Source organism: Microcoleus sp. AT8-B5 (assembly GCF_036705565.1).
In the GTDB taxonomy this organism is placed as follows: Bacteria; Cyanobacteriota; Cyanobacteriia; order Cyanobacteriales; family Microcoleaceae; genus Microcoleus.
The window spans coordinates 124,044-146,581 of sequence record NZ_JAUBUY010000005.1; the positions used below are offsets into that span (position 1 = coordinate 124,044).

22 protein-coding genes are annotated in these 22,538 nt (G+C 44.9%); 6 read left to right on the plus strand and 16 right to left on the minus strand.

Annotation, left to right across the window (positions count from 1 at the left end):
- Position 1 precedes the first annotated feature (1 nt).
- The 10 genes from QUB39_RS05620 to QUB39_RS05665 form a co-directional block, all read right to left on the minus strand.
- The gene (locus QUB39_RS05620) at positions 2-301 is read right to left on the minus strand and encodes a type II toxin-antitoxin system RelE/ParE family toxin (RefSeq protein WP_333054748.1); all 300 of its coding nucleotides are present in this window, start codon (positions 299-301) and stop codon (positions 2-4) included.
- Positions 298-564: a type II toxin-antitoxin system ParD family antitoxin gene (locus tag QUB39_RS05625; protein ID WP_333054747.1), complete on the minus strand. Its 267-nt coding sequence runs from the start codon at positions 562-564 to the stop codon at positions 298-300. Before QUB39_RS05625 ends, QUB39_RS05620 begins: the two co-directional genes overlap by 4 nt.
- A gap of 148 nt (positions 565-712) precedes the next feature.
- Positions 713-1,129 (minus strand): aspartyl protease family protein, encoded by a 417-nt coding sequence (locus tag QUB39_RS05630; protein ID WP_333103388.1) that lies wholly within the window; start codon positions 1,127-1,129, stop codon positions 713-715.
- A 153-nt stretch (positions 1,130-1,282) separates the two neighbouring features.
- Entirely contained in the window at positions 1,283-1,747 is a 465-nt protein-coding gene (locus tag QUB39_RS05635) for a hypothetical protein (RefSeq protein ID WP_333054745.1), read from the minus strand.
- Positions 1,748-1,801: 54 nt separating this feature from the next.
- The gene (locus QUB39_RS05640; protein WP_333208238.1) at positions 1,802-2,608 is read right to left on the minus strand and encodes a hypothetical protein; all 807 of its coding nucleotides are present in this window, start codon (positions 2,606-2,608) and stop codon (positions 1,802-1,804) included.
- 58 nt (positions 2,609-2,666) lie between these two features.
- Complete coding sequence (locus QUB39_RS05645) at positions 2,667-3,146, minus strand: hypothetical protein (protein ID WP_333054743.1); 480 nt, start codon at positions 3,144-3,146, stop codon at positions 2,667-2,669.
- A gap of 90 nt (positions 3,147-3,236) precedes the next feature.
- Entirely contained in the window at positions 3,237-3,620 is a 384-nt protein-coding gene (locus tag QUB39_RS05650; RefSeq protein ID WP_333054741.1) for a toxin-antitoxin system TumE family protein, read from the minus strand.
- 1 nt (position 3,621) lies between these two features.
- Entirely contained in the window at positions 3,622-3,999 is a 378-nt protein-coding gene (locus tag QUB39_RS05655) for a hypothetical protein (RefSeq protein WP_333054740.1), read from the minus strand.
- 83 nt (positions 4,000-4,082) lie between these two features.
- Positions 4,083-5,840: a serine/threonine-protein kinase gene (locus QUB39_RS05660; RefSeq protein ID WP_333208237.1), complete on the minus strand. Its 1,758-nt coding sequence runs from the start codon at positions 5,838-5,840 to the stop codon at positions 4,083-4,085.
- Positions 5,841-5,859: 19 nt separating this feature from the next.
- On the minus strand, positions 5,860-6,156 hold the full coding sequence (locus QUB39_RS05665) for a hypothetical protein (RefSeq protein WP_333208236.1): 297 nt from the start codon (positions 6,154-6,156) through the stop codon (positions 5,860-5,862).
- 557 nt (positions 6,157-6,713) lie between these two features.
- On the opposite strand from QUB39_RS05665, the gene QUB39_RS05670 reads away from it, so the two are divergent.
- The 3 genes from QUB39_RS05670 to QUB39_RS05680 all read left to right on the plus strand — a co-directional run bounded on the left by QUB39_RS05670 (position 6,714) and on the right by QUB39_RS05680 (position 9,071).
- Positions 6,714-8,144 (plus strand): form I ribulose bisphosphate carboxylase large subunit, encoded by a 1,431-nt coding sequence (locus QUB39_RS05670; protein WP_333045238.1) that lies wholly within the window; start codon positions 6,714-6,716, stop codon positions 8,142-8,144.
- 136 nt (positions 8,145-8,280) lie between these two features.
- Entirely contained in the window at positions 8,281-8,691 is a 411-nt protein-coding gene (rcbX, locus tag QUB39_RS05675) for a RuBisCO chaperone RbcX (protein WP_333054738.1), read from the plus strand.
- Between the two features lie 44 nt (positions 8,692-8,735).
- Positions 8,736-9,071 carry a ribulose bisphosphate carboxylase small subunit gene (locus QUB39_RS05680; RefSeq protein ID WP_333054737.1) on the plus strand — a complete coding sequence of 112 codons (336 nt, stop codon included), beginning with the start codon at positions 8,736-8,738 and terminating at the stop codon, positions 9,069-9,071.
- Positions 9,072-9,151: 80 nt separating this feature from the next.
- Here the strand turns inward: QUB39_RS05680 and QUB39_RS05685 are convergent, their stop codons facing one another.
- The 3 genes from QUB39_RS05685 to QUB39_RS05695 form a co-directional block, all read right to left on the minus strand.
- Complete coding sequence (locus QUB39_RS05685; protein WP_333208235.1) at positions 9,152-9,787, minus strand: restriction endonuclease subunit R; 636 nt, start codon at positions 9,785-9,787, stop codon at positions 9,152-9,154.
- Positions 9,788-10,032: 245 nt separating this feature from the next.
- Complete coding sequence (locus tag QUB39_RS05690; RefSeq protein ID WP_333208234.1) at positions 10,033-10,266, minus strand: hypothetical protein; 234 nt, start codon at positions 10,264-10,266, stop codon at positions 10,033-10,035.
- 10 nt (positions 10,267-10,276) lie between these two features.
- On the minus strand, positions 10,277-11,500 hold the full coding sequence (locus QUB39_RS05695; protein WP_333208233.1) for a hypothetical protein: 1,224 nt from the start codon (positions 11,498-11,500) through the stop codon (positions 10,277-10,279).
- A 220-nt stretch (positions 11,501-11,720) separates the two neighbouring features.
- Between QUB39_RS05695 and QUB39_RS05700 the strand changes: the two genes are divergently transcribed.
- Positions 11,721-11,990, plus strand: coding sequence for a hypothetical protein (locus QUB39_RS05700; RefSeq protein WP_333054733.1), 270 nt, complete (start codon positions 11,721-11,723; stop codon positions 11,988-11,990).
- Positions 11,991-12,117: 127 nt separating this feature from the next.
- On the opposite strand, the gene QUB39_RS05705 is transcribed toward QUB39_RS05700, so the two are convergent.
- On the minus strand, positions 12,118-12,492 hold the full coding sequence (locus QUB39_RS05705; protein WP_015179219.1) for a hypothetical protein: 375 nt from the start codon (positions 12,490-12,492) through the stop codon (positions 12,118-12,120).
- Between the two features lie 261 nt (positions 12,493-12,753).
- Between QUB39_RS05705 and QUB39_RS05710 the strand changes: the two genes are divergently transcribed.
- Positions 12,754-13,323 (plus strand): Uma2 family endonuclease, encoded by a 570-nt coding sequence (locus QUB39_RS05710; protein ID WP_333054732.1) that lies wholly within the window; start codon positions 12,754-12,756, stop codon positions 13,321-13,323.
- 7 nt (positions 13,324-13,330) lie between these two features.
- Here the strand turns inward: QUB39_RS05710 and ruvC are convergent, their stop codons facing one another.
- Positions 13,331-13,864 carry a crossover junction endodeoxyribonuclease RuvC gene (gene ruvC / locus QUB39_RS05715; protein WP_333054731.1) on the minus strand — a complete coding sequence of 178 codons (534 nt, stop codon included), beginning with the start codon at positions 13,862-13,864 and terminating at the stop codon, positions 13,331-13,333.
- Between the two features lie 96 nt (positions 13,865-13,960).
- Positions 13,961-15,076: a magnesium chelatase ATPase subunit I gene (gene bchI, locus QUB39_RS05720; protein ID WP_333208232.1), complete on the minus strand. Its 1,116-nt coding sequence runs from the start codon at positions 15,074-15,076 to the stop codon at positions 13,961-13,963.
- Between the two features lie 354 nt (positions 15,077-15,430).
- Here bchI and QUB39_RS05725 point away from each other — a divergent pair, with 354 nt between their 5' ends.
- Positions 15,431-22,525: a S8 family serine peptidase gene (locus QUB39_RS05725; RefSeq protein WP_333208231.1), complete on the plus strand. Its 7,095-nt coding sequence runs from the start codon at positions 15,431-15,433 to the stop codon at positions 22,523-22,525.
- Positions 22,526-22,538: the final 13 nt, after the last annotated feature.

A 22,538-nucleotide genomic window follows, 5' to 3' on the forward strand; every position in this document is an offset into this window, starting at 1 on the left:
ATTATCTGTCTTCTACAAAAACATCCTCAAAGTCTCTATAACCACTCAACACCCTTTCAATTTGGATACCATTTTTAATAACGCGGTAAAAAATTACATATTTATCTACAGGGAAACTGCGTAGAGACGGTGCTAATTCCTCACGACTGCGCCCCATTTCTGGAAAATCTGCTAATAAACGAAATTTTTCCTGAAAAACATTAAGAAAATGGTTGGCTGCATTGGCGCTAAACTGCAACAGATAGTTCGTGAGTTCCCTTAAATCTTGCTTGGCGGGGGCACTCAAAGTGTATCGACTCATTTTTCACCCTCATCGGCTTGCTGAATCTCCTCACGCAGTTCTCTTAACACTTCTTCACCATCAAAAACCTCTCCGCGATCGGAAGCTTCAATTCCAATCATTATTTCCTTGCGGAGTTCCTCTAAACGCACCAAGCGTTCCATTTCTCGTTGTTCTAGCAATCGTAACGCAGCCCATACCACTTCAGAAGCTGATGAGTATCTACCGTTGTTGACTGTTGACTGAACAAACTGCTCTAGTTCGGGAGTTAAGGATATGTTCATTACGTTGAGTCACCTATTTGAGTCAACTACTATTTCCCATAATAACAAAAAACTATCAAATTTTGCGATCGGGATTTTAAACAATGAATCAGAGACAAGTAAGCTCTCATGTAGGTATAGCCAGCATTTAACGTTAATAATTTAGATTTTACACCCGAATATAGCTTTGCATTCCCTCCGCAGGCAAAACAATCAACCGCTGATTTTTCAAGTCCGGTTCTAAACCCAAATCTTCGAGGGGAATTAAGCCGAGTAAAGGTTCTTCTCCTGCGGGAATTTCTACACAATCATACCTGCCTTCTCGTCCAGCTACGGCAAGAGTGACATCTTTGAATAGACGAAATTTTCTGGTTCCTATTGCCGTATGTCCGTCGATTTCGCCTAGCATGGGCAAACCCAACTGACTGATAATATCTGCTGGTAAGCAGAGTCGAGTTGCGCCTGTATCGACTAAGACGTTATCGATGGTGATAGAGCGTATTTGCTCTGCGGGGATGAACCCTCTTTCTCCCAGAATTTCATCGATGTGATTGGTGACGGTTATTGTTGCGGTGACTCGGCCCATTTTTTTATCCTTTTGTTTTGCTATAGAATGTTGCCGTTGCCTTTCGACTAAACGATCTACAATCGAGGTTGCCTATTTTACATTTTAACAATATTTGTAACTAAAAGCGCTGTTGTTCTTTATTCTTTAAATTGGGTTGAGAAATATGGCAACTTAATAGCAAAAATGTTCTCTAATTATTGAATTACGAAGCTTCTGCCATTCTTGTTTAGAAACATCTGCACGAGTTTTGTCACCCGATGGATCGCGGATATCCCAAATTGTATCTGCAATCCGATCTAGCGATCGCCCATGATAACGATAATCGAAGTCCCAGAAAGCATCACCGACGCAATCTCCTTGTGTAGTAATCATTTCTCGATCGACTGTACTACGAATAGCATTCCATTCGCGGATGTAGGCCGAAGAATCGTCAGAACGCAATTTGCGACCTCCTAATTGAGGATTCACTCTATAAAAAAACCAATCCGTAAACCTATCCACAGCTTGAGTGCGTGATTCATAATCGCGCGCTGTAGCAATGTCTAGATTGGAACCAGCGAGTACAAGGGCTATAGCTAACGCACACAACCCTAAAAACTTCGATTTTGACTTAAGTGAAAGTGATTTAGTTAGCACGATTAAACCCAATAAAAATTATCAATATCCCAGATATAGCTGCCAATAAATCTTTTATTTCCATCCATCTTTAGAACAAGAAATCCCTCCTGTTTTAGGTGCTAGAGTAGATAAACACCAATAACTTTTTCCATCAAACACAACGCCTTTTTTGATATATTGTAACTCAGATAGAGGTTTCCACGGTCGGTCGATATTAGACTCGTCATAATATCGATATTGTTTTCCCTTTACCTCTAAACCCTGAGCCGAACCTCCCAACCAATAACGACCTTCTTGAATTATGTTTGATGACGATTTTTGTTGATTGCTATCTGTCTTTTTCTCAATCCACCAATTCCTCACAAAACGTTTTGTATTTTCAGCACCTCTTGTCGTAGCGACTATAACTAGCAGTTCTCCTTGTTGATTGATAAACTCAAAACGACAAGGCCCCTCTCCTGTACCAGAACAATCCTTAATCTCTTTATATCCTAAATCAAATAGCTCTTTAACCGAACGATCTCTGAGGTTAGGTTGACCCTGTAAGCTTGGCTGCCACCCTTGTTTAATCAGGATTTGACGCGCCTCTTTGTATGGCATACCTTGTTGAATAGGTATTTTTTTTTGGGCATTTACAGAAGTTTCAAGGCTGACTAGAACTTTTTTATTTAAAGCCTCGATAGTTGAATTTTCTTCTGGATGATTCAGGTGATTTTTTTTAGTTGTTGTATCGATGTTTGCACTATTTATGCTGGGAAGTTGTTGCTGCGGGGCAGCATCGGCCAAACTTGTAGATCCAATGGCGATTAGTCCCATCAAGGCTGCAATAATTCTGGTTGTAACAAGAGTGCGATCGCATATCCAATTTTTCATACTCATCGGTTTAAAACCTTTCTTTTTACAATCAATGCTGCTTGCGGCGTAAGGCGATCGAGTCTCACAATCCACAATTGGAAATATACATTTCGCGTCGAATTGCTGACCATTCACTAATGCCGATCCGATCGCTTTTGGGAATGGGCTGTCCGGTTCGTTGAGGATGGCGGCTGTAAAAAATTGTATCTGCAAGTAAATCGTAGGTTTGCTCGTAGGTTTCGCCGTTAATTGTCGTGAATTCCCATCCTGTCTCTTCTGGGGCTGGCATAAAACAGACTTCTTGTACCGACTTAACTCGTGGATCGATCGCCTCGCGCAATCTCCGCCATTGATTGCTATATTCGCGATCGCCCCCATGGAGTTTGCGATTGTTTAACTGAGGATTAACCCTGTAGAATAAGAAATCAGTCAATCGATCGACGGCTTGTTCTCGCGATTCGGCTTTGGCTAGATTGGGGCTGCTGAGGACAAGGGCGATCGCGATCGCACAAATTATTGATAATCTGGAGACGGGTTTAATTGACAGCGACTTGATTAGCATAAGAGTCTATAAACCGGGTTTTCATGAAAATACTTGGTTACCGTCCGTAGACTCCGCACAAACCCGGTTTCTTTGGTATTTATGAACATATTACAACAATAACCTGTTGATTTCATGTAACACTTCAGCTAACGTGGGTGCGGAAGAGGCCACAATATTTTCTTCACTCTCTTCATGCTTATGGTGAGGTAAATTAGGTAAATTCAACTTAGGTTTATGGTCAGCATTATCATAACGAAAAATTAGATTTTCCGACGAATTAACATAGTGATATGAATACATATCCCGCTCAACTTCTGTAATTACATAGACAAACTCGCGCAGATGAAGTAATGAGCCATCTGGAAAGTAAACCCTCCCCCGCAAAAACCCGGTATAACTATCACGTTTGGCTTCTGTCAGTTGAAAAGACTCAACTGCTGTACAAGCAGCAATAGCCTCCCGAATTTGCTCAAAATACTCCTCAATGAACAAACTATGCCTCCCTCATTTCACTCACTAATTGAGCTGTGGCTAAATCGGCGGTGATTGTGGCTATAGTGCCATACCGCCGGGACTGCGGCGTTACAAAAAATTCAATACTGTTTAATTCCTTAGCATTATCTTGCAATCTCTTCAGCATCCTAGATTCACCAATCCACTCATCAAAGTCGGGACTATGATGTAATTCATCATTGCTAAACTTGCTTAAAAACTCTTGAGTGGAAAATTGATATTGAGTTTCAAACTCTCTCAATCTCTCCTCAGTGACTCTAATTCCATCGGCGAGTAATTGTAACTCTTTAGTAATCGCATCTGTGACGAAACGCAGGATTGAGTCTGGGCGTTCACAGATGATTTTGATTTCAGCCATTCTTGTGACTCCTTTTGAAGCTTAGATTATTATACCAAATCCGGTGGCATTGGAATTGATATTACGCAAAACAATCATAACCATTACTTCCATCCCAACCACCTGAGCACCGGCACAACTAAATAATGACTAACTCCCAAACAAAGCCCGATCGCACTTCCCAACAAACCAAAAAACACAATTGATCCCCAAACTTGCAGCCAGCCGAAGGTAACGTTAGACAGTGACAAAATCCCAAAGAAACTCCCCGGAAAAATGTTCCACGCATTCAGAAACAGAAACATTCCCGTAGAGAAAACAGCCACTACCAAAGCGTGAACTAATTGATGGCTCCGCAAACCCATTCCCACAGTCATAGAGGCGATCGCAAAAGCTCCCAAAATAACCCCCTGCACACCGCTAGAAGCTGTTGCTTCCATCCAGCACAAACCCGCCAACAAATAGCCCTGAGCTCCCATCAATCCAGACAGCCAATACTGTTTTTGCTGGCGAAAACTCCCCGCATCAGTCAAACCGATCGCAGTTCCCAATCCCGCAAATCCAAACAGCAGCACTTCCGGCCCGACAGCGAAAGTCATATTAGGAATTAATTGCTGCAAACCTTCATTCAGAAAACTGGCAATTTCCGGGCCAATAGGCGAAGCATAACCCAAAACCAAACCGCCGATCGCCCCCGCACTTCCACCAACGGCACCCAGCACCATTTCCCAGCCCGTATCCAGAGAAGCTACCACGATTTGGGCGATCGCGCCGAACAGCGCAACCGTCAAACTTCCCGTTTTTTGCGCCCCCGCCACCACTATTTGCCGACAGAATTCTACAATAGCTTGACCCATGGGGGCGATGGCAATTTTGCCCTTACTCCTAGCATAAATCTCCTGCAAACGCGCCCGAACATCCCCAGCCGTCGCCGGACGTTCCCGCACGTTCGATCGCACCATATCGTCCAACAAATTCGCAAAAGGCGGACTCACAGATACAATGTGGCGCCACCGCAACTCACCCGTCATCGGATCTTCAATTTGGGCCGGATACTTCCCCGTCAGCAAATGAATGCAAGTCCGCCCCAGCGCATAAAAATCCGTCGCCGGCACCACACCGCCGCCCACAATTTGTTCCGGCGGACTGTACCCAGGCGAAATCAACCGCGTCGAACTCCGAGAATCTTTCCCCACGGATTCGACACCGCCCATCTGTTTAACTCCCCCAAAGTCGATCGTCACCAATTGCAGTCCGCCCAAACCCTTGCTTAGCAAAACTTGGGGCGATTCCGGGTCTCGCAGCATCAAATTTGAGGGTTTAATATCGCGGTGAATAATCTGACACCTGTGCAACTCCTCTAAAATTTCCACAGCTTGACTCAGCCAACTAAACACCCATTCCTGCGGACATCCTTGAGGGTGCTCGTCGAGAACTTCTTCTAAAGTTTTGCCGTGAATCTTTTCCATTACCAAACAAGGCAGCCGCTTCGCCGCAGGATTTCCCTCCCCGCCTGCAAAATTTTGTGTTTGGACGTGAAAATAACCGTCAGGATCGACTCTAGGGACGCCAGGGTGCCGCAAAAGTGCCAAAACCCAAGCTTCTTGCTCGAACAGTTTCAGGGCTTTCGGGGCCGTTTCGAGCAACACTTTCAGGACGCGCTCGGTTTCAGTTTCTGTGTCCCAAACTGTGAAAATCGCTGCAAAACCCCCGGAACCGAGGCTTTCTAGAGGCACGTAGCGATTTTTTAGTCGCAGGGGAGCTCCGCAACTATGACAAAAATTGTTGCCCCAAGTCTGAGGGTAGGGCCTTGGGCAATCTGGATTGATGCAGTGGACGGCTTTTGAAGGGGGGTGAGGCACAACCAGAGTAAAAATGGGGCTAAATATCCATAGTAGACTTACGCGCCGCTAACGCAGAAACCCGGTTTTCAGCGTGGTCAAATGGCTGTAACGACGGATTTGGTTTGAGAGCACAAGTCCTGTCCATATTATGTGCTATGCTGTCGATTTTTGAGTTGGCGGTCTCCGATTCACGGGATTTTAGATTTTCGATTTTAGATTGTGGATTTTGCCAGAGTTGGCGCGATCGCAGCAGCAACCTCAGAAACCGGGTTTCTTGGTATATTTCTCGTTTAGCACCAATTTTTCGTAGAAACCCGGTTTCTCGCCCACCCACGGGATTTTGGATTTTGGATTTTCGATTTTGGATTGTGCCAGAGTTGGCGCGATCGGGCTTTACAACCTCAGAAACCCGGTTTCTTGCTATATTTCTCGTTAATATACCCAAATTTTTCCCATCAACCCGGTTTCTTGGCCCCCCACGGGATTTTCAATTAAATAATTGCATACTCGATTGCAGTTGAGCTCGATCTCCTACCCTAAAATTAAGTATTTATAACTAACTTTTCCTCCCCCCAACCTAAAATTTACCATCTCAAATTTAATCGATCTCCACCATAAAATTAAGTATTTATGACTAATCTTTCCTGTTTCCTCAATCTCAAATCCAAAATCTAAAATCCAAAATCTCTTCGATCCCCAGCCTTTCCTCCTGCATCCTTCGCCCCTGGAATTTCATAAGATATGTTACAAATATTTGCCTAATGTAAAGCAAAATAAATAATACTTATGATGATTAAAAGAATATTAAAATTTGAGAGTGACACTTTGTTGATATATTTTTAACAGCCTGCGATCGGGCAAAAAAATTAAGCGAATACTAGGAAGCGAGATATGGCTTACGCGCAAACCCAAACTCAATCAAAGGCTGGGTATAAAGCCGGAGTTCAAGACTATAAACTAACGTATTACACGCCGGACTACACGCCGAAAGATACAGATATTTTGGCAGCCTTCCGCGTCACACCGCAGCCGGGAGTTCCCCCAGAAGAAGCAGGCGCTGCTGTGGCTGCTGAATCTTCTACAGGTACATGGACGACTGTTTGGACAGACCTCCTGACCGACCTCGACCGCTACAAAGGTCGCTGCTACGACATCGAACCAGTTCCCGGTGAAGACAACCAATACATCTGCTTCATTGCTTATCCTTTGGATTTGTTTGAAGAAGGTTCCGTCACCAACTTGCTGACCTCTTTGGTGGGTAACGTGTTCGGTTTCAAAGCTCTGCGCGCTCTGCGTTTGGAAGACTTGCGGATTCCCATCGCTTACCTGAAAACCTTCCAAGGCCCTCCTCACGGTATTACCGTTGAGCGGGACAAATTGAACAAGTACGGCCGTCCTTTGCTGGGTTGTACAATTAAGCCCAAATTGGGTCTGTCTGCTAAGAACTACGGCCGTGCCGTTTACGAAGTTCTGCGCGGCGGTTTGGACTTCACCAAAGACGACGAAAACATCAACTCGCAACCGTTCATGCGTTGGCGCGATCGTTTCTTGTTCGTTCAAGAAGCTATTGAAAAAGCCCAAGCAGAAACCGGCGAAGTCAAGGGTCACTACCTCAACGTAACTGCCCCTACCTGCGAAGAAATGATGGAGCGGGCTGAGTTCGCTAAGGAAATCAAAACCCCCATCATCATGCACGACTACCTGACCGGTGGTTTCACTGCAAACACCACCTTGGCTAAATGGTGCCGCCGCAACGGTATTTTGCTGCACATTCACCGCGCCATGCACGCAGTTATCGACCGTCAGAAAAACCACGGTATCCACTTCCGCGTGCTTGCCAAGTGCTTGCGGATGTCCGGTGGAGACCACCTGCACTCCGGTACAGTTGTGGGTAAACTCGAAGGCGAAAAAGGCATCACGATGGGCTTCGTAGACTTGATGCGCGAAGACCACATCGAAGAAGACCGCAGCCGCGGTATTTACTTCACCCAAGATTGGGCCTCCATGCCTGGTGTCATGCCAGTTGCATCCGGTGGTATCCACATCTGGCACATGCCAGCCTTGGTGGAAATCTTCGGCGACGACTCCTGCTTACAGTTCGGCGGCGGCACCTTGGGCCACCCTTGGGGTAACGCACCTGGTGCAACTGCTAACCGCGTTGCTTTGGAAGCTTGCGTCCAAGCTCGTAACGAAGGCCGCAACTTGATGCGCGAAGGCGGCGACGTAATTCGCGAAGCTTGCAAATGGTCTCCTGAACTCGCTGTTGCTTGCGAACTCTGGAAAGAAATCAAGTTTGAGTTTGAGGCAATGGATACCCTTTAAGGATTTTTGGTTTGAGATTTTAGGTTTTAGGTCGCAAACTTGCTGGGAAGTCTTTATCTTTGAAGAAGATTTACAAGTAAGTTTGCATCCAAAATCTAAAATCCAAAATCTAAAATTTGAGGGAGCTGGGGTCAAAATGGATCTCAAACAAGTTGCGAAAGACACCGCTAAGGTGCTGGCAAGTTACCTAACCTATCAATCCGTGCGGATGGTGGTCGCTCAGTTGAGCGAAACCAATCCTCCTCTGGCAATCTGGTTGAATGACTTTTCCACTAAGGGCAAAATCCAAGATGGAGAAGCTTATATTCAAGAGTTGCTTTTGGAAAATCAAGATTTAGGCTTTCGGATCATGACTGTGCGAGAGTATCTGGCTCACGATGTGACGGAATTTTTGCCAGAAATGGTTTGTACTGGCATTCAACAGGCGAATATGGAACACAGACGCCAGCATTTAGAGCGAACTACGCAACTTAATTGGTCTGTTTCTAGCAGTAATCCTGAAACATCAATAGATTCTGAACCGAATCTGGATAATTTGTCGAGTTAATCGATCGACAAGTGCGATCGAACACACACCTTAGAGATACAAAAATGAAGACTTTACCTAAAGAGCGTCGTTACGAAACTCTGTCCTATTTGCCCCCGCTGACAGACGCGCAAATTGCCAAGCAACTCCAGTACATCCTGGATCAAGGCTACATTCCCGGCGTAGAATTCAACGAAACCTCTGCCGCTGAAATGCGCTACTGGACTATGTGGAAGTTGCCTTTGTTTGGTGCTCGCAGCGTCCAAGAAATCATGACAGAAGTTCAAGCTTGCCGTCAAGAAAATCCTAGCTGCTACATCCGCGTCATGGGTTTTGACAACGTGAAGCAATGCCAAGTGCTCAGCTTCATCGTCCACAAGCCTAACACCAGAGGCTACTAAAAAGTATTGGCTGGCTAATCTAACTTTTAGGTTAACAGTCATTGCAGATTGGAGGCGGGGAATTTTCTCTGCCTCTTTTTTTATAGCTTACAAATAGCTTTTAAAACTTGCAGCAACAAAATTGAAGAGTCGGACTCCATCAGGTTTAGCAAAGGCATTAGCTGATAGGTTGGGTTGTGGCCCCCCTGAATATGGACGAACTGATAGTGCATTCCGTTTGTTGTCAAGCCCCAGATTGTGTCTTGATATTTTAAATTTTGATAAGCATAGGTTAGCAATTGGGATAAACCCATCAATGCGTTGATTCCAGAATTTTTACTTTCAATCACCAAAACCCAAAAATATGTATCGCTTCTGATAGGTTTTATCCTGTTGACAGCCAAGATATCAAACCGTCCTTTAATGATAGTATCTTCATCTTCAATGCTAATTTCAGCGATGTCTTGTTCTAAACTAATTTTAATCGGGCGGCGGTAGAAGCCAGCTAATCGCATTAGGGGAAAGGTAGTCAGAGCTTTTACCAGTCCTTCAGAAACTCTATCAGTTGAAATGTAGTCATCGAAATCATCCCTAATTTGTATAAGTTCCTCCTTTTCGTGTTCTGTGATATCTTCAAAGGATAACAGAGAGGTAAATGAGTTCGTGTACTGCTTTTGAAAGCCGAACAGACGGTGTACTTCTGCTAATGTTAGGTTTTTGGCATTAATAGTTGTCATTGTATAATAGTTATTTAAGTTTTAGTGATAATTATAACATAGACATTGCGGTAGTCAATTTGCACCATTCTTAGGAACAGGCAAGATGCCTGTTCCACAACATATCAAGTTTCTTGTGGGGTATGCCGGAGAGCCGGCTCATATTCTTAGGAACAGGCAAGATGCCTGTTCCACGACATATTAATTTTTTTGTGGGGCGGGCATCTTGCCCGCCCAAGAAAGTGACAAATGGGATAACTGCGAACCTAATCTATCCTTTCCATCACAATTCCATCAACTATTTCATAACCCCAATTAGAGTTGCGGTTGGCAAGCTGTTTTGCCATATCATATTCGCCTAAATTGCAGAGTTCAACTAACTTTTGATATCCTTCATCTATTTCTCGCTGCAACCTCTCCCCCCGCAGTTTTTCTCTCTCTTCCTCAGAAGGATTTGGTCGCTCTTCTCCCAGTGGATTGATATCGCTAATTCGTTTCATATCCGTCTCATTAAAAAGGAATTGATTCGACTATTTCACCGTCAACTATTTCGTAGCCCCATTCTGGGTTGGCAGCGATTTGTTTTTCTACTAGACTTCGACCTAGAGGAGTTTTGTAAGCTTTTTGCAAAGAGGAAATACTGGGGATTTCGGTGGCGGTTGATGGCTCTTTTTGTTCGAGTTTTGGTGGTTCAGCAATTGTTTCAGATGTGGATTGATTGAGGGCAAATTGCGGGGCGATCGCCCCTAACTTCCGCATAACGCTATCCTTGGTGATTTGCGGTTTTTCGTTGAAGGAAGACGGCAGATATGGTGTGTCAACGCCCTGCTGTTTTGCTTTGAGTGCATCATCAGCAATACGATCGCACTTTCGCAAAAAACCCTCCCACAAATCTTTGCCCAAAACCGGGTTTCTCAAATCAGCACGGGCTTTAGAGACTGCTGCTTCCAGCGGTTCGCCTTTGTGCACGTAATACTGAATTCGCTCCTCTTCAAAGGCGGGATAAGGCACTTCCGGCTCGATTTCCCAATCCCGCTTGACTTTCTGACTTTCTCCTAAAGGGATTCCGGCGATAAATTCATCCCAAAAAGTCGAGGTTAAGCCTTTTGTCATGCTGTCAATAATTTTAAATGCCCATCCAGAAGGATTGCCAAATCCTAAATTATGCTCTTGAGCATATGCTTCTAAAGCTCGCTGAAAGTTGTGGAGTTCTTCTTGGGAATTCCAAGGGCCGCTAAATCGGTAATTCGGGGTGACAGCAACGGCTATTTGCTGGCGGGGTTGCCCGAAATATTTGTCGGTTTTAACTACATGATTTGGGGGTGATGTTTCGGGGATTATTTCTACAGGGTGATTGTTGTTTTCCCGGGTTGTCTGTGGTATAATTCCGGCAGGATTGGATGTCCAAAAGTGATTGAGTTTTTCCTCCAAAGCGTCAATGTCCGCCCAGAGTTCTAGGGTGTCGGTGTTGGGATTTGGTAGTTTTTCTTTCAGGAGCGATCGCACTTTGAGCTGCTTTCTCGCTAATTCCTGTTCTTCCTGATTTAAACCCGTTGCTTTTTCTATTTCTGTGCTCTTAGTTTTCACCCATTCGCCGGAGTTGGACTTTTGTGATTGCCATTGCAATAATTGGCAAAGAAAAATACTCGCCGCGACTCCGCCAGTAATTGTGGCGAGTTTGGGATAGTAGATGGCGGGGTTTCCGAGATTTCCTAAAAATATTCCTATTTTCATTTTTTATATTCCTAATTCCCTTGAATAGTAGGGTGATTTTCGGCGCACCATACCTCGACTAAACTAGCATTGAAAAACTTAAGATTTTCTTTAAACTCCTGTCTATTCCTGACTGAATGGAGTTCCTAGAGTAAAAACGGGGATCGCTTATTCGATCGCCTGATTGACAGGACTGAGTTAAACGTAATAATAAATTATTTACTGTAAAGCTCCTGCCAAAATGAATCCAGAACGTCAAGAGGCTTATTTGAACTTAATCGAGCGAGTGCTTACCTGTCCCAACGGCCAAGAACCAGAAGTTTTGAGTTCCCGTTCGGATTTAATTGATGCGGGATTTGTGCAAATGCTAATCCAGATATCGGCTTCAATGGCCCGCGAAGGTGACGAAGATACTGCTAATTTTTTAGTGCAACTTGCTCGTTTGCTGGGGAAATCTTTGGGTTTGTCGCCGGATTTGATGCTGGCTGGGTACAGTAGTGGACAGGGGTAGAGAAAAAGTGCGTTAGCGAAGCCCTCGAAGAGGATCGTCTCGTTGTATCATGTTTTGAGAAATGAGGGCGATTCCCTACCCTTTGGGATAGCTTTGTGTCACCTAATTTTTAAATGCAGCTATGGCTTTACAGTTTATATTCGAGAGGTTCACAAAAATCATTTACCCCAGTTTTAAATACATAAATAATCACCGAAGTCACCAAAATATCAGGGCAAATTTTTGCGGCAACTAAATCTCTAAATGCTGCATTCAATTGTCCGTTTGTTAACTCTTCTTTAACCTCTGATTTGCAGATAGCAACGCGGCATCTTTTAGCCAATCCGTCTAACCAATTTTCCGAGATATTCGGTTCTTGTCCGGCTTGAATTGCTAGAGATATCGCTGCATCTTCGATGTTACCTTCGCAATCTTCGATGGCGTCTAGGGCTTTTAGGGCTTCGGGATATTCTGCTAATTGCGATCGAAATTGGGCAATTTGTTGTGAGGTAATAATCACCATATTATTTTCCTGTGTTTTTTGCTGGTGGGATAAGTTTAGCAATTAAAGTGGCTATTATAGCATTTTTTGATTGAGATGGGAATTGGGCGATCGAACTTAATTACATTTTCAACTAATATTTTGCACTTCGCAATAGTCGGGCTGGGGCTTAAGCCCTCGTATTAAAGCTTAACTCCCGGCTATGAGGAGTGATGTTGAAATTGACAAAATGTGGGGCTAAAATAGGTTTGCAGGACTCATATTTCTAGGGAGTTAGGAAAAATGACAACCATTATTTTAAACTTAGATACTGTCGAACTAACAGATGAACAGTTTTACCGTTTATGCCAGATGAATCGAGATTGGCAATTTGAACGGACACCTAAAGGAGAAATCATTATTATGTCACCCGTAGGCGGAGTCAGTGGCAATCGAAAAGCCTATTTAATTACAGATTTGGGCTTGTGGAACCGTAAAACGCAGCTAGGGAGAGTGTTTAGTTCTTCTACAATTTTTCGCTTGCCTAATAATGGCTATCGAGCTCCAGACGTGGCTTGGGTTAGCCTAGAAAGATGGTCTGCTTTAACAGCAGAAGAACAAGAGAAATTTCCGCCAATTTGTCCTGATTTTGCCATTGAATTGCGATCGCGCCCAGACCCGCTGCGGCCGCTGCAGGAGAAAATGCAGGAGTATCTAAACAGCGGTTTACGCTTGGGTTGGTTAATTAATCCTCTAGACGAACAAGTTGAGATTTATCGCCCTTCTCGCCAAGTAGAGATTGTACAATTTCCTGTAAATTTATCGGGAGAAGATGTCTTGCCCGGATTTGTACTTAATTTGCCCATGATTTGATATTGCATCAAATTTTTCCTGTTTCCAACTGTATTTTCTTCGGACAAATATCATCATCGTACCAACCAGTCAAAGCCACCGCCAAAGCATCCGCCGCATCGTCGGGTTTCGGAATGTAACCCAACTCCAACTCCCGCGCCACGGCATCTTGCACTTCAGATTTATCCGCATTACCGCGGCCCGTCAAAGCTTGCTTAATTTGAGCCGGCGTAAACTCGAACAGCGGCACTCCACACTGCGCCAATACTAGGGTCAAAACGCCCCGCGCTTGCGCTACCAGTATGGTATTTCCCATCTTGTAAAAAAACAGTTTTTCGGCAATTGCTATATCAGGTTTAATCTGTTCAATTACCTCGTGCAAATCGTCGTAAATTGTTTTCAAGCGCTGTCCCATTTCCTGTTTTGGCGTTGTTTGTATGACGCCGCAATCAATCATGGAAACGCTGTTTTTATCTTGTTTTCCGGGGACAATTTGACAACTAATTGCCCCGTAGCCAAGATTTGCTAAGCCCGGATCTAATCCTAAAATTCGTTTTTCCATTGCCAGAATTAGTAATTGGAAATGGGGAATTAGGTATGAAAATTTGGGGAAGGTTTCATCACCACCAATTACCCATTTCCAATTACCAATTACCAATTACCCCTCAGTTGTTTCTAGGCCGAATACCCGATCGAACACTTTAGTCACTTTATACCCCGAATCTATTGATTCTAGCGGGTCTTTCCGCAACCGGTGCCGCAAACACAGAGTCATCACCCGGCGAATATCGTCCACAGTCACCTCCGTGCGGCATTCCAAAGCCGTGAAAGCTTTCGCAGCCCGATTCGTCACCAAATCGCCCCGCAGCCCGTCTACGTCCAATTCCGCGCAAACTTGGGAGATTTTTACCCGCAACTCTCGATCGATAGTTACCGATTTCAATCTTTCCTGAGCTTCCACCAACTTCTGCTGCATATCATCTTGTTCGTGCTGATATTTCGCGAGAAACTCCGGCGGATTTTGGTCAAAACTCGATCGCTGTTCGACAATTTCCACTCTTAAATTCGGGTCTTTTACAGTCCGAATTTCTGCGTGCATCCCGAATCTGTCGAGCAACTGCGGCCGCAATTCTCCTTCTTCTGGATTCCCGGAACCGATGAGAATAAACTTAGCCGGGTGGCGGATCGAAATGCCTTCTCTTTCCACAGTATTCCAACCGCTGGCGGCGGAGTCGAGCAAAACATCGACTAAATGATCGTCGAGCAAATTGACTTCATCAACGTACAGAATGCCGCGGTTAGCTTTAGCTAAAAGACCTGGTTCAAAAGCTTTAACACCTTCCGACAAAGCTTTCTCGATGTCGATCGTACCGCAAACTCGGTCTTCGGTAGCGCCCAGAGGCAAGTCTACCATTTGGACTTTTTTGCGGGCGATTTTAATCTCACTTTGAGATAAAGTGCGATCGCGCACCTCATCGCTCATCAAATCAGGATCAGTGGGATGACTGTTAAAAGGATCGTCAGCCACCACCTCAATTTCCGGCAGCAAATCAGTGAGGGCGCGGATTGTGGTAGATTTACCAGTACCTCGATCGCCCATAATCATCACTCCGCCAATTTTGGGATCGATGACATTCAACAGCAGCGCCAGTTTCATCTCCTCCTGGCCAACAATTGCAGTGAAGGGAAAAACAGCGCGGCGGGCTGCGGTAGCGGTAACGGTTGGTAGGGCGCCCGCATTTAGGGTATTGCTGACTTCGGCAGTAGGACTCACAGGATAACTCAAAATATAATAATTGCTTGTTTATTGTAGGGGATAAGGGATTGTCTGGGGCGATCGCACTTGTAGGGTATGGTTCCCACAGAGCACTGAGCCCCTTTAAAACCTAAGCGCCACTAAGATTTGCTGCATTTACATTGTAGATTTGCGCGGACTCTCCTGCCCACCTCACAAGAGTTTGAAGCAACATCACCAAGTACATTAAATGCGGGTAGATTGCAAATTTTGGGCGATCGGCAACCCTAATGTAAACTTATGTAACGATTCACCGCGCTTCGCATAAAAACCTCAACTTCCCCCAGATAGATAATTAAGAGCGTTTTCAACCAACTATTTTTCAGGGGTAGTATGACTGAACTTAACATCGGGGCATTGGCTGACGGCAAAACCTACACAGGTAGTGTTGACACTACAAATATTTTTGACCTTTACAAATTTAACCTCAACAGTCCGGGAAGTTTCAAATTCACGATCGACGGTTTGAGCGGGAATGCCGACGTATTTTTGTTAAACTCTAGTGGCGCACCACTTTACAGTTCCACAAACGCGGGAACCAGTGCAGAAACAATTAGTGTTGACAGCTTACTAGCCGGAGACTATTCAGTCAAAGTTTTGCAAATCAGTGGCGACATCAAATACACGCTGAATTTAGCACCAACTAGCACTCAAAAATCATCCGACGCAGACACCCTCACCGGTGCACAATCAGATTCTCTACTTCCCTCAAACAGCGCCGAAACTTCGGAAAAACCCACTGCAAACATAGATGTAATTACAGGAACTCCTGTTGAAGACAAGACTGTCACCGCAGAAACAACATCAACAACTACCGACAAACCAGTCACTACCGACTCCGAAACAACTCTCACATCTGAACCAGAAAAACCTGTAGCAACGACTGAATCTGCCACAGAAACATCAACAACTACCGACAAACCAGCTACTACAGATTCCGAAGCAACTCTCACGTCTGAACCAGAAGAACCTATTTCCACGACTGACTCGGCAATTGAAACAACATCAACAATTACCGAAAAATCAGTCCCAGACACCTCCGAAACAACTCTCACATCTGAACCGGAAAAACCTGTAGCCACGACTGAATTTGCTAGCGAAGAACTGCCAACAAGTGAAGAGACTACATCAGCGGGGGAAATCGCACAAGACAAGCCAACCGATTCGGCAATTTCAACACCCGAAGAACCCAGCGAAACTGTTGCCACAAACAATCTAAATAGCACAGCCGCCGCCAAAACAGATGCAGTTGCAGGCGAAACAGTTGCCACTCAAGAACCAAAAACAGGCGAGACTGTAGTTACTATTTCCCCAGATGCCAGCAAGCCCGAAGACGACACAAATACTGACACTAGCAACGGGGAAGAAACAGAGAAAGAGAATTCAACTACTACCATAGCAACAACTGAAACCCAAAAAGAACCCGAACCGACTACGGATAAAAAGTTAATTTCTCCCTTTACATCGGGGGTATTTACTACCGATGAAACTGGTCGCATCAGTATAGACTACACATTTGATGGTGGGAGGTTCCAAGGTGAGTTAGCTATTTTCAGCTTAGACGATTTAGACAAATTTGAACCTGGTTCGGAAGCATTCATTAAAGAAGTAGCTGCGCGTTCTTTAAGTAACTCGGTGAAAGGTCATGTAGTGATTAATGATGCTACAGAAGGTGCACGATTTTCCGGTTGGTTAGGAGAGAGTAATGCCAACGAAGGAGTCTACCTAGGAGTCAAGAGTTTTGCCGTAACTGCTGGGGGTAAATATGGGGTGATGTTAGTACCCAACGGTAGTGTAAAGTCTGTGTATGATAATCCGACTGTTGGCGGCGCTCAACGTCCTTTATTTTCTATGGCAATGGCGAATCCTGTGGCGGGATTTCACTTTGGTCAAATTGCGGATGTCACGGGAGAAGGCAATACCTTTGTCATGGAGGATATGCGGTTAGATTCGGGGACTGACAGGGATTACAACGATATCATTTTCCAAGTGCGGGGTGCGACGGCAAAAGCTGCTTTGCTTGATACTGTGATTAACCCGGATAAAGAGTGGCGAAAAACTGATTTGGGCAAGGCACTTATTGCTTATGCGAAACCTTACATTACCCCGGAAGCAAAACCAAATGTAGATGCTGAATTATCAGATTTACTGGATGATTTAGAAAAGGAAATTCTGAATCCATCAACTTCAGATATAGAGACTCCCACCACTCCAGCGCCTACCGCTACTACCGACGAAGATACTACTGATGCAACCAAGATTGTACCAACGGATCAGGTAGATACAAAGCCTACTACTCCAGCGGTGACGACTGAGGAAGAAGTCAAAGATACTGCGAATAATTCTGGTGATTCGACTCTGGTTGAAACAACGGATCAGGTAGATACAAAGCCTACTACTCCAGCGGTGACGACTGAGGAAAAAGTCAAAGATATTGCGAATAATTCGGGTGATTCGACTCAAGTTGAAACTACCGAAAAGGTAGATGGAAAGCCTACTACTCCAGCGGTGACGACTGAGGAAGAAGTCAAAGATATTGCGAATAATTCGGGTGATTCGACTCAGGTTGAAACTACCGAAAAGGTAGATACAAAGCCGACAACAGGTGCGACAACTACACCAACTGCTGGCAAAGATACTGTGGCGGATTCGACTGAAAATTTACCAGTTGAAAAAACGCCTATTCCCGCAGCGACAACTGAGGTAAAAGACCAAGTTACCGAAGCACCAGCGATGCCAACTTTGCCAGCTAAATCTACTACTGAGACGGAAGTTGCTGCAACGATACCAACTGAGAAAGTAGAAACAAAGCCGTCAGTTTTGCCAGCGGAAACTCTGACAAAGGTAGAGACAAAGCCGTCAGTTTTGCCAGCGGAAACTCTGACAAAGGTAGAAACAAAACCCGAAGTCTTGCCAGCGGAAACTCTGACAAAAGTAGAAACAAAATCCGAAGTTTTGCCAGCGGAAACTCTGACAAAGGTAGAGACAAAACCCGAAGTTTTGCCAGCGAAAACTCTGACACAAGTAGAAACTCAGCCGTCAGTTTTGCCAGCGGAAACTCTGACAAAGGTAGAAACAAAACCCGAAGTTTTGCCAGCGGAAACTCAGGCGAAAGTAGAAACAAAGCCGGCTTTAGTAACTGAGGTAGAGAAAACTGAAACTCCTCAAGTTGTTGTAGCCGCAAATCCTGTAGAGTCGGTGAAGGAAAGTCAGCCAACAGTGGCTATTGAGCCGAAAGAAACTCCAGCGATTGTGCCGCCGACAGCAGCGAAAACTATGCCAGTTGTAGGTACGAATACTGCTGTAGACTTGCGGAACAAGGAGATAGTTACTCAGACTGAGACTGCTGGTGTTAATGATGCTGCACCAAAAGAGTTATTGCCAATTTCTCCAACTGTTGCAAAACCAATTGAGAATAATTCGACTGCGGCGGTGACTGAACCGGTTAAGCAGGAAGTAGCACAAAACAATAATAATGTCAATGCTGATTGGATTGCGCGGTTGGATAGCATTAAACAGCGTTTGAGTAATTTGGGTAGTGCGGATATTGTTGAGGAGAGTATTATAGATCGCACTTTGATTGCTCGTTTAGAAACCATGACTGAGAAGTTGAGAGTGCAAACTGGGGCGACTCCTATTTCGGATAATACAGCGGCGTTGATTTCGCGGCTGGAAGATATGGTAGTGAAAGTCGCACCTAAACCAGTCGAACCTATTCAACCTGTACAGTTGGAGTTTCCTGTAGCAAATCAGCCGTTAGTGGGTGTAATTGATACGGGTTTCAGCGGCAATAATCCCGATATTGATTACTCACGGATTATTTTAGGGCGCGATCGCGTTTCTAATGATGCTAACCCTTTACTGGCGACAGGTGAAGGCAACGAACACGGTACGCACATTTTAGGCATTATTGGCGCAACTCAAAACAATGGTGTGGGCATTGATGGGGTGAACGATAAAGCGCCTTTGTGGGTGGGGCGTGCGATCGGTTCTGGACAGTGGGCGGAATCTTTGGTTGAATTTGTCAATACTGCGATCGAGTCGAATCAACCGAATGCTGTTGTCAACCTGAGTTTAGATTTAACTCAAATCAATCCAGATGGTAACGTTACTACTCGCTATGAATTTACGCCGGAGGAAAGAAGTGCGATCGAATATGCGCGTCAGCATAATGTATTGCTGGTAGTTGCGGCTGGTAACGATGGCGGTGTGATGTCTGTTTTGGGTCAAGCTTCGCAGGAATTTGACAACATTATTACTGTCGGTGCGGCGGAACGAGTTAATGATGAAATTGCACTTTCTAAAGCTTACGATCGCGCCGACTATTCCAGCTACGGTGCCGGTTTGGATATTATGGCCGACGGGGGGACAGTGGAAAATCCAGTGTTGTCCACTACTGGCGATGGAGTTGGTACGATGGCGGGGACTTCGGTGGCGACTGCGAAGGTAACGGGTGCTGTTTCGCAAGTTTGGGCGGCGAATCCGCAGTTGAGTTATCGCCAAGTGATTGATATTCTCAAGTCTACGGCGACTGATTTGAAGGAGCCTAATTGGGATGGAGAGACGGGTGCAGGGTTGTTGAATATGGCGGCGGCTTTGGCTTTGGCTGGTGTGACGACAGGGGAAGTTTATCAGCCCACAGCTTTCTTGAAACCTACGACTTGGGGTGGTGAAGGGAAGGTAACGCCTGTAGAACGGGCTGTCAATATTGTTAATGAAAACTTTACTGCTTGGGTGGTTTCATCAAATGGGATTACTCTTCGTAATAGTCCGAATACGAGCGATCGAAGTAATTATGTTGTCAAGACTGGTGATACGCTAACTTTTGATGGTTGGACTTACGGCGAACAGCTTAGCGATTTAACCACAGGAGAAGCGGATGCTTTATGGTATCGCTTCCGATATAACGGTGGGACTTATTGGGTACCGAGTGCTTGGACGGGGGGCTACCCTGGAAGTCGCCCGCCTTTATTACCGCCCGCACAAGCGCCCGCGCAGCAATATCAACAACCGCCAGTTTCACAGCAACCGACCAATAATACGGTTTATTTGTCAACGAATGCGGGAGAGATTTTGCAGGTTGATGAGAGTACGGGTGCTTCGCATAAAATATACCAAGGTCGTGCTTTTACTGATTTGGCAGTTGCTCCCAATGGTAAGCTTTACGGCTGTACTTTCTATGACGGTTTGTATGAGATAAATCCCTCTACGGGTGCCGAACGATATGTCGGGCCTTTGGCGGGAGGGACTCTCAATTCTCTGACTTTCTCGGCCGATGGCCGACTCTACGGGGCCGATCAGGGAAATGGCAATTTGTTTCAGATTTCGCCTGATAATGGTCAGATGAATTTGATTGGAAATTTGGGCGGGCCTAGCAGTGGAGATTTGCTTTTCAACGGGGCTAATGAGATTTTTGCAACGGTTAGTAGTCCTAATACTTCGTTGAACGATCGCCTCGTTGCTTTCAATTTGGCGACGGGTAATTCGCGCTATATAGGCGATTTGGGTTTGCTGGAAGTGTATGGTCTGAGCTGGGAGAATGGTCAACTTAGGGCTTATACTTCCGATCGCCGGAAGATTGCGATCGATGTAAATACGGGTGCAACAAGCGCGATCGGGAATGTTTCTAGCCAGGGTTTGATTTGGGGGGCTGGGGATATTCCTGAGAGTTTACCAAGTGCTACAGATAATGTGCGTCAGATGTTCTTGGATGCGGCGAGACAGTATCCGCAAGTGGGGAATGCCATTACTGGTGTGCAGGATCAGGGTGGTGGTGTTTTCCGTCAGGAGTTTGAACGGGCGATTATGATCTGGAATGGTCAGCAAGTGACCATTTATGAGACAAAGGGGCGATCTGCTTCGACAACTTCCCCGTCTCCTACGCCTGCCCCTGTTAGTAATATTAATTGGCAGAACTTTAGTCTTCAGGTTGGGGCAACGAAAGGGGTCAATCTTCGCAATAGTCCTCAATTTGGCGATCGGAGTTCGACAAGTATTCCCTATCAGGCATGGATGGAGTTTGATGGTTGGACTTACGGCGAACCTGTGAATGATTTGTGGAATGGTCAGCCTGATTCTTTGTGGTTGAAAGTTAAAGGTCAAAATCTCTGGGTTCCTAGTGCTTATATGATCGGTTATCCGCCTGGTTATCAGCAGCCTGGTTCATCGGGTGGAAATAATGGAAATACTGGAAATAATGGAAATACTGGAGGTAATCAGTCGCTTATTGCTGCTTTAAGGACAGCTATTTTTGGGCAAGAGAGCGGCTACAATTACAAAGCTGTTAACCCCGATTCAGGGGCTTTGGGAATTGCTCAAGTGATGCCCGCAAATATTCCTTCTTGGAGTCGTGAAGCGCTAGGGTATGAGATTACTGCTAATCAATTCTTGAATAGTCCAGACCTTCAGCTAAAAATTGTTGATTACAAGCTGAATCAATATTATCAACAAGCTATAGCTGCTAGTGGTGGTAATGTTGATATTGCTGTGCGTCGTGTGGCATCAGCTTGGTATTCAGGTAATCCCAATCTTTACAATAACACAAGCCCACAATATACCAATGGTGTTCAATATCCCAGTATTGCTAATTACACGCTTTCTGTTCTTGGCAAATTTCAGCAGGCTTATGGCGGGGGTAGTGCCGGGCCGATTAGTGTTCTCGAAAGTGGAGTAACACCTATTAAGGAAGAACCGATTGGTGTTGTCAAAAGTGGAGTAAAACCCATTTTTCAATTTCCTTGGGTTGTTCCTCCTCGGGCATTGGAGACTCCAGTTGATTTTGGAGCTTCTTATAAGATTTGGAAAACCTCTTTTGTACCAGTTCCAGGAGGCAGACTTTGGTTTGAACTTACAAATTTAACTGAAAAAATTCAAGCAACAGTTGAAAGCGATAAAACAGATGAAGATCCTCAGATGAAGCTAACGCTTGATAACCTACAAAAAGCCTATAGAGAAAAGTCGTTAGGTAAGGTGGATTTAGCTTGGGCTTTCGAGCAAGCAAGAAGAAAAATTGAGGTAGCAGATGCTGTTACTGCTGTTGGAGTTACACTGTTAGATGATGGAAAAGGCAACAAAATTGATCTAAAGCTAGAACCACCGAAGGACTTCACCATAGAAATTGAACAATCTATACTGGAGATTGGTAAGGATATTAAAGTTAAAGGAGCATTCAAGTTGGAATTAAAAGGTATTTATGGATTCGAGCCAGATCCAAAAGCTGAACAACCTCAAAGAGTCCCTCAAACAACTGAAGACTTGCCAGACTGGATGAAAGCTGCTGGTGTAATATACGTTGCTGGCAAACTAATTGTACCCAAAATAGTTGCTGCCCCAGCTTGGGCACTAATCCAGGCGTATTCATTGCTCATGACGATACCAATAAATATGGTCGATCCACAACCAAATATTGACCCGAAGAATATAGCGTGATTGCCAAAATGCA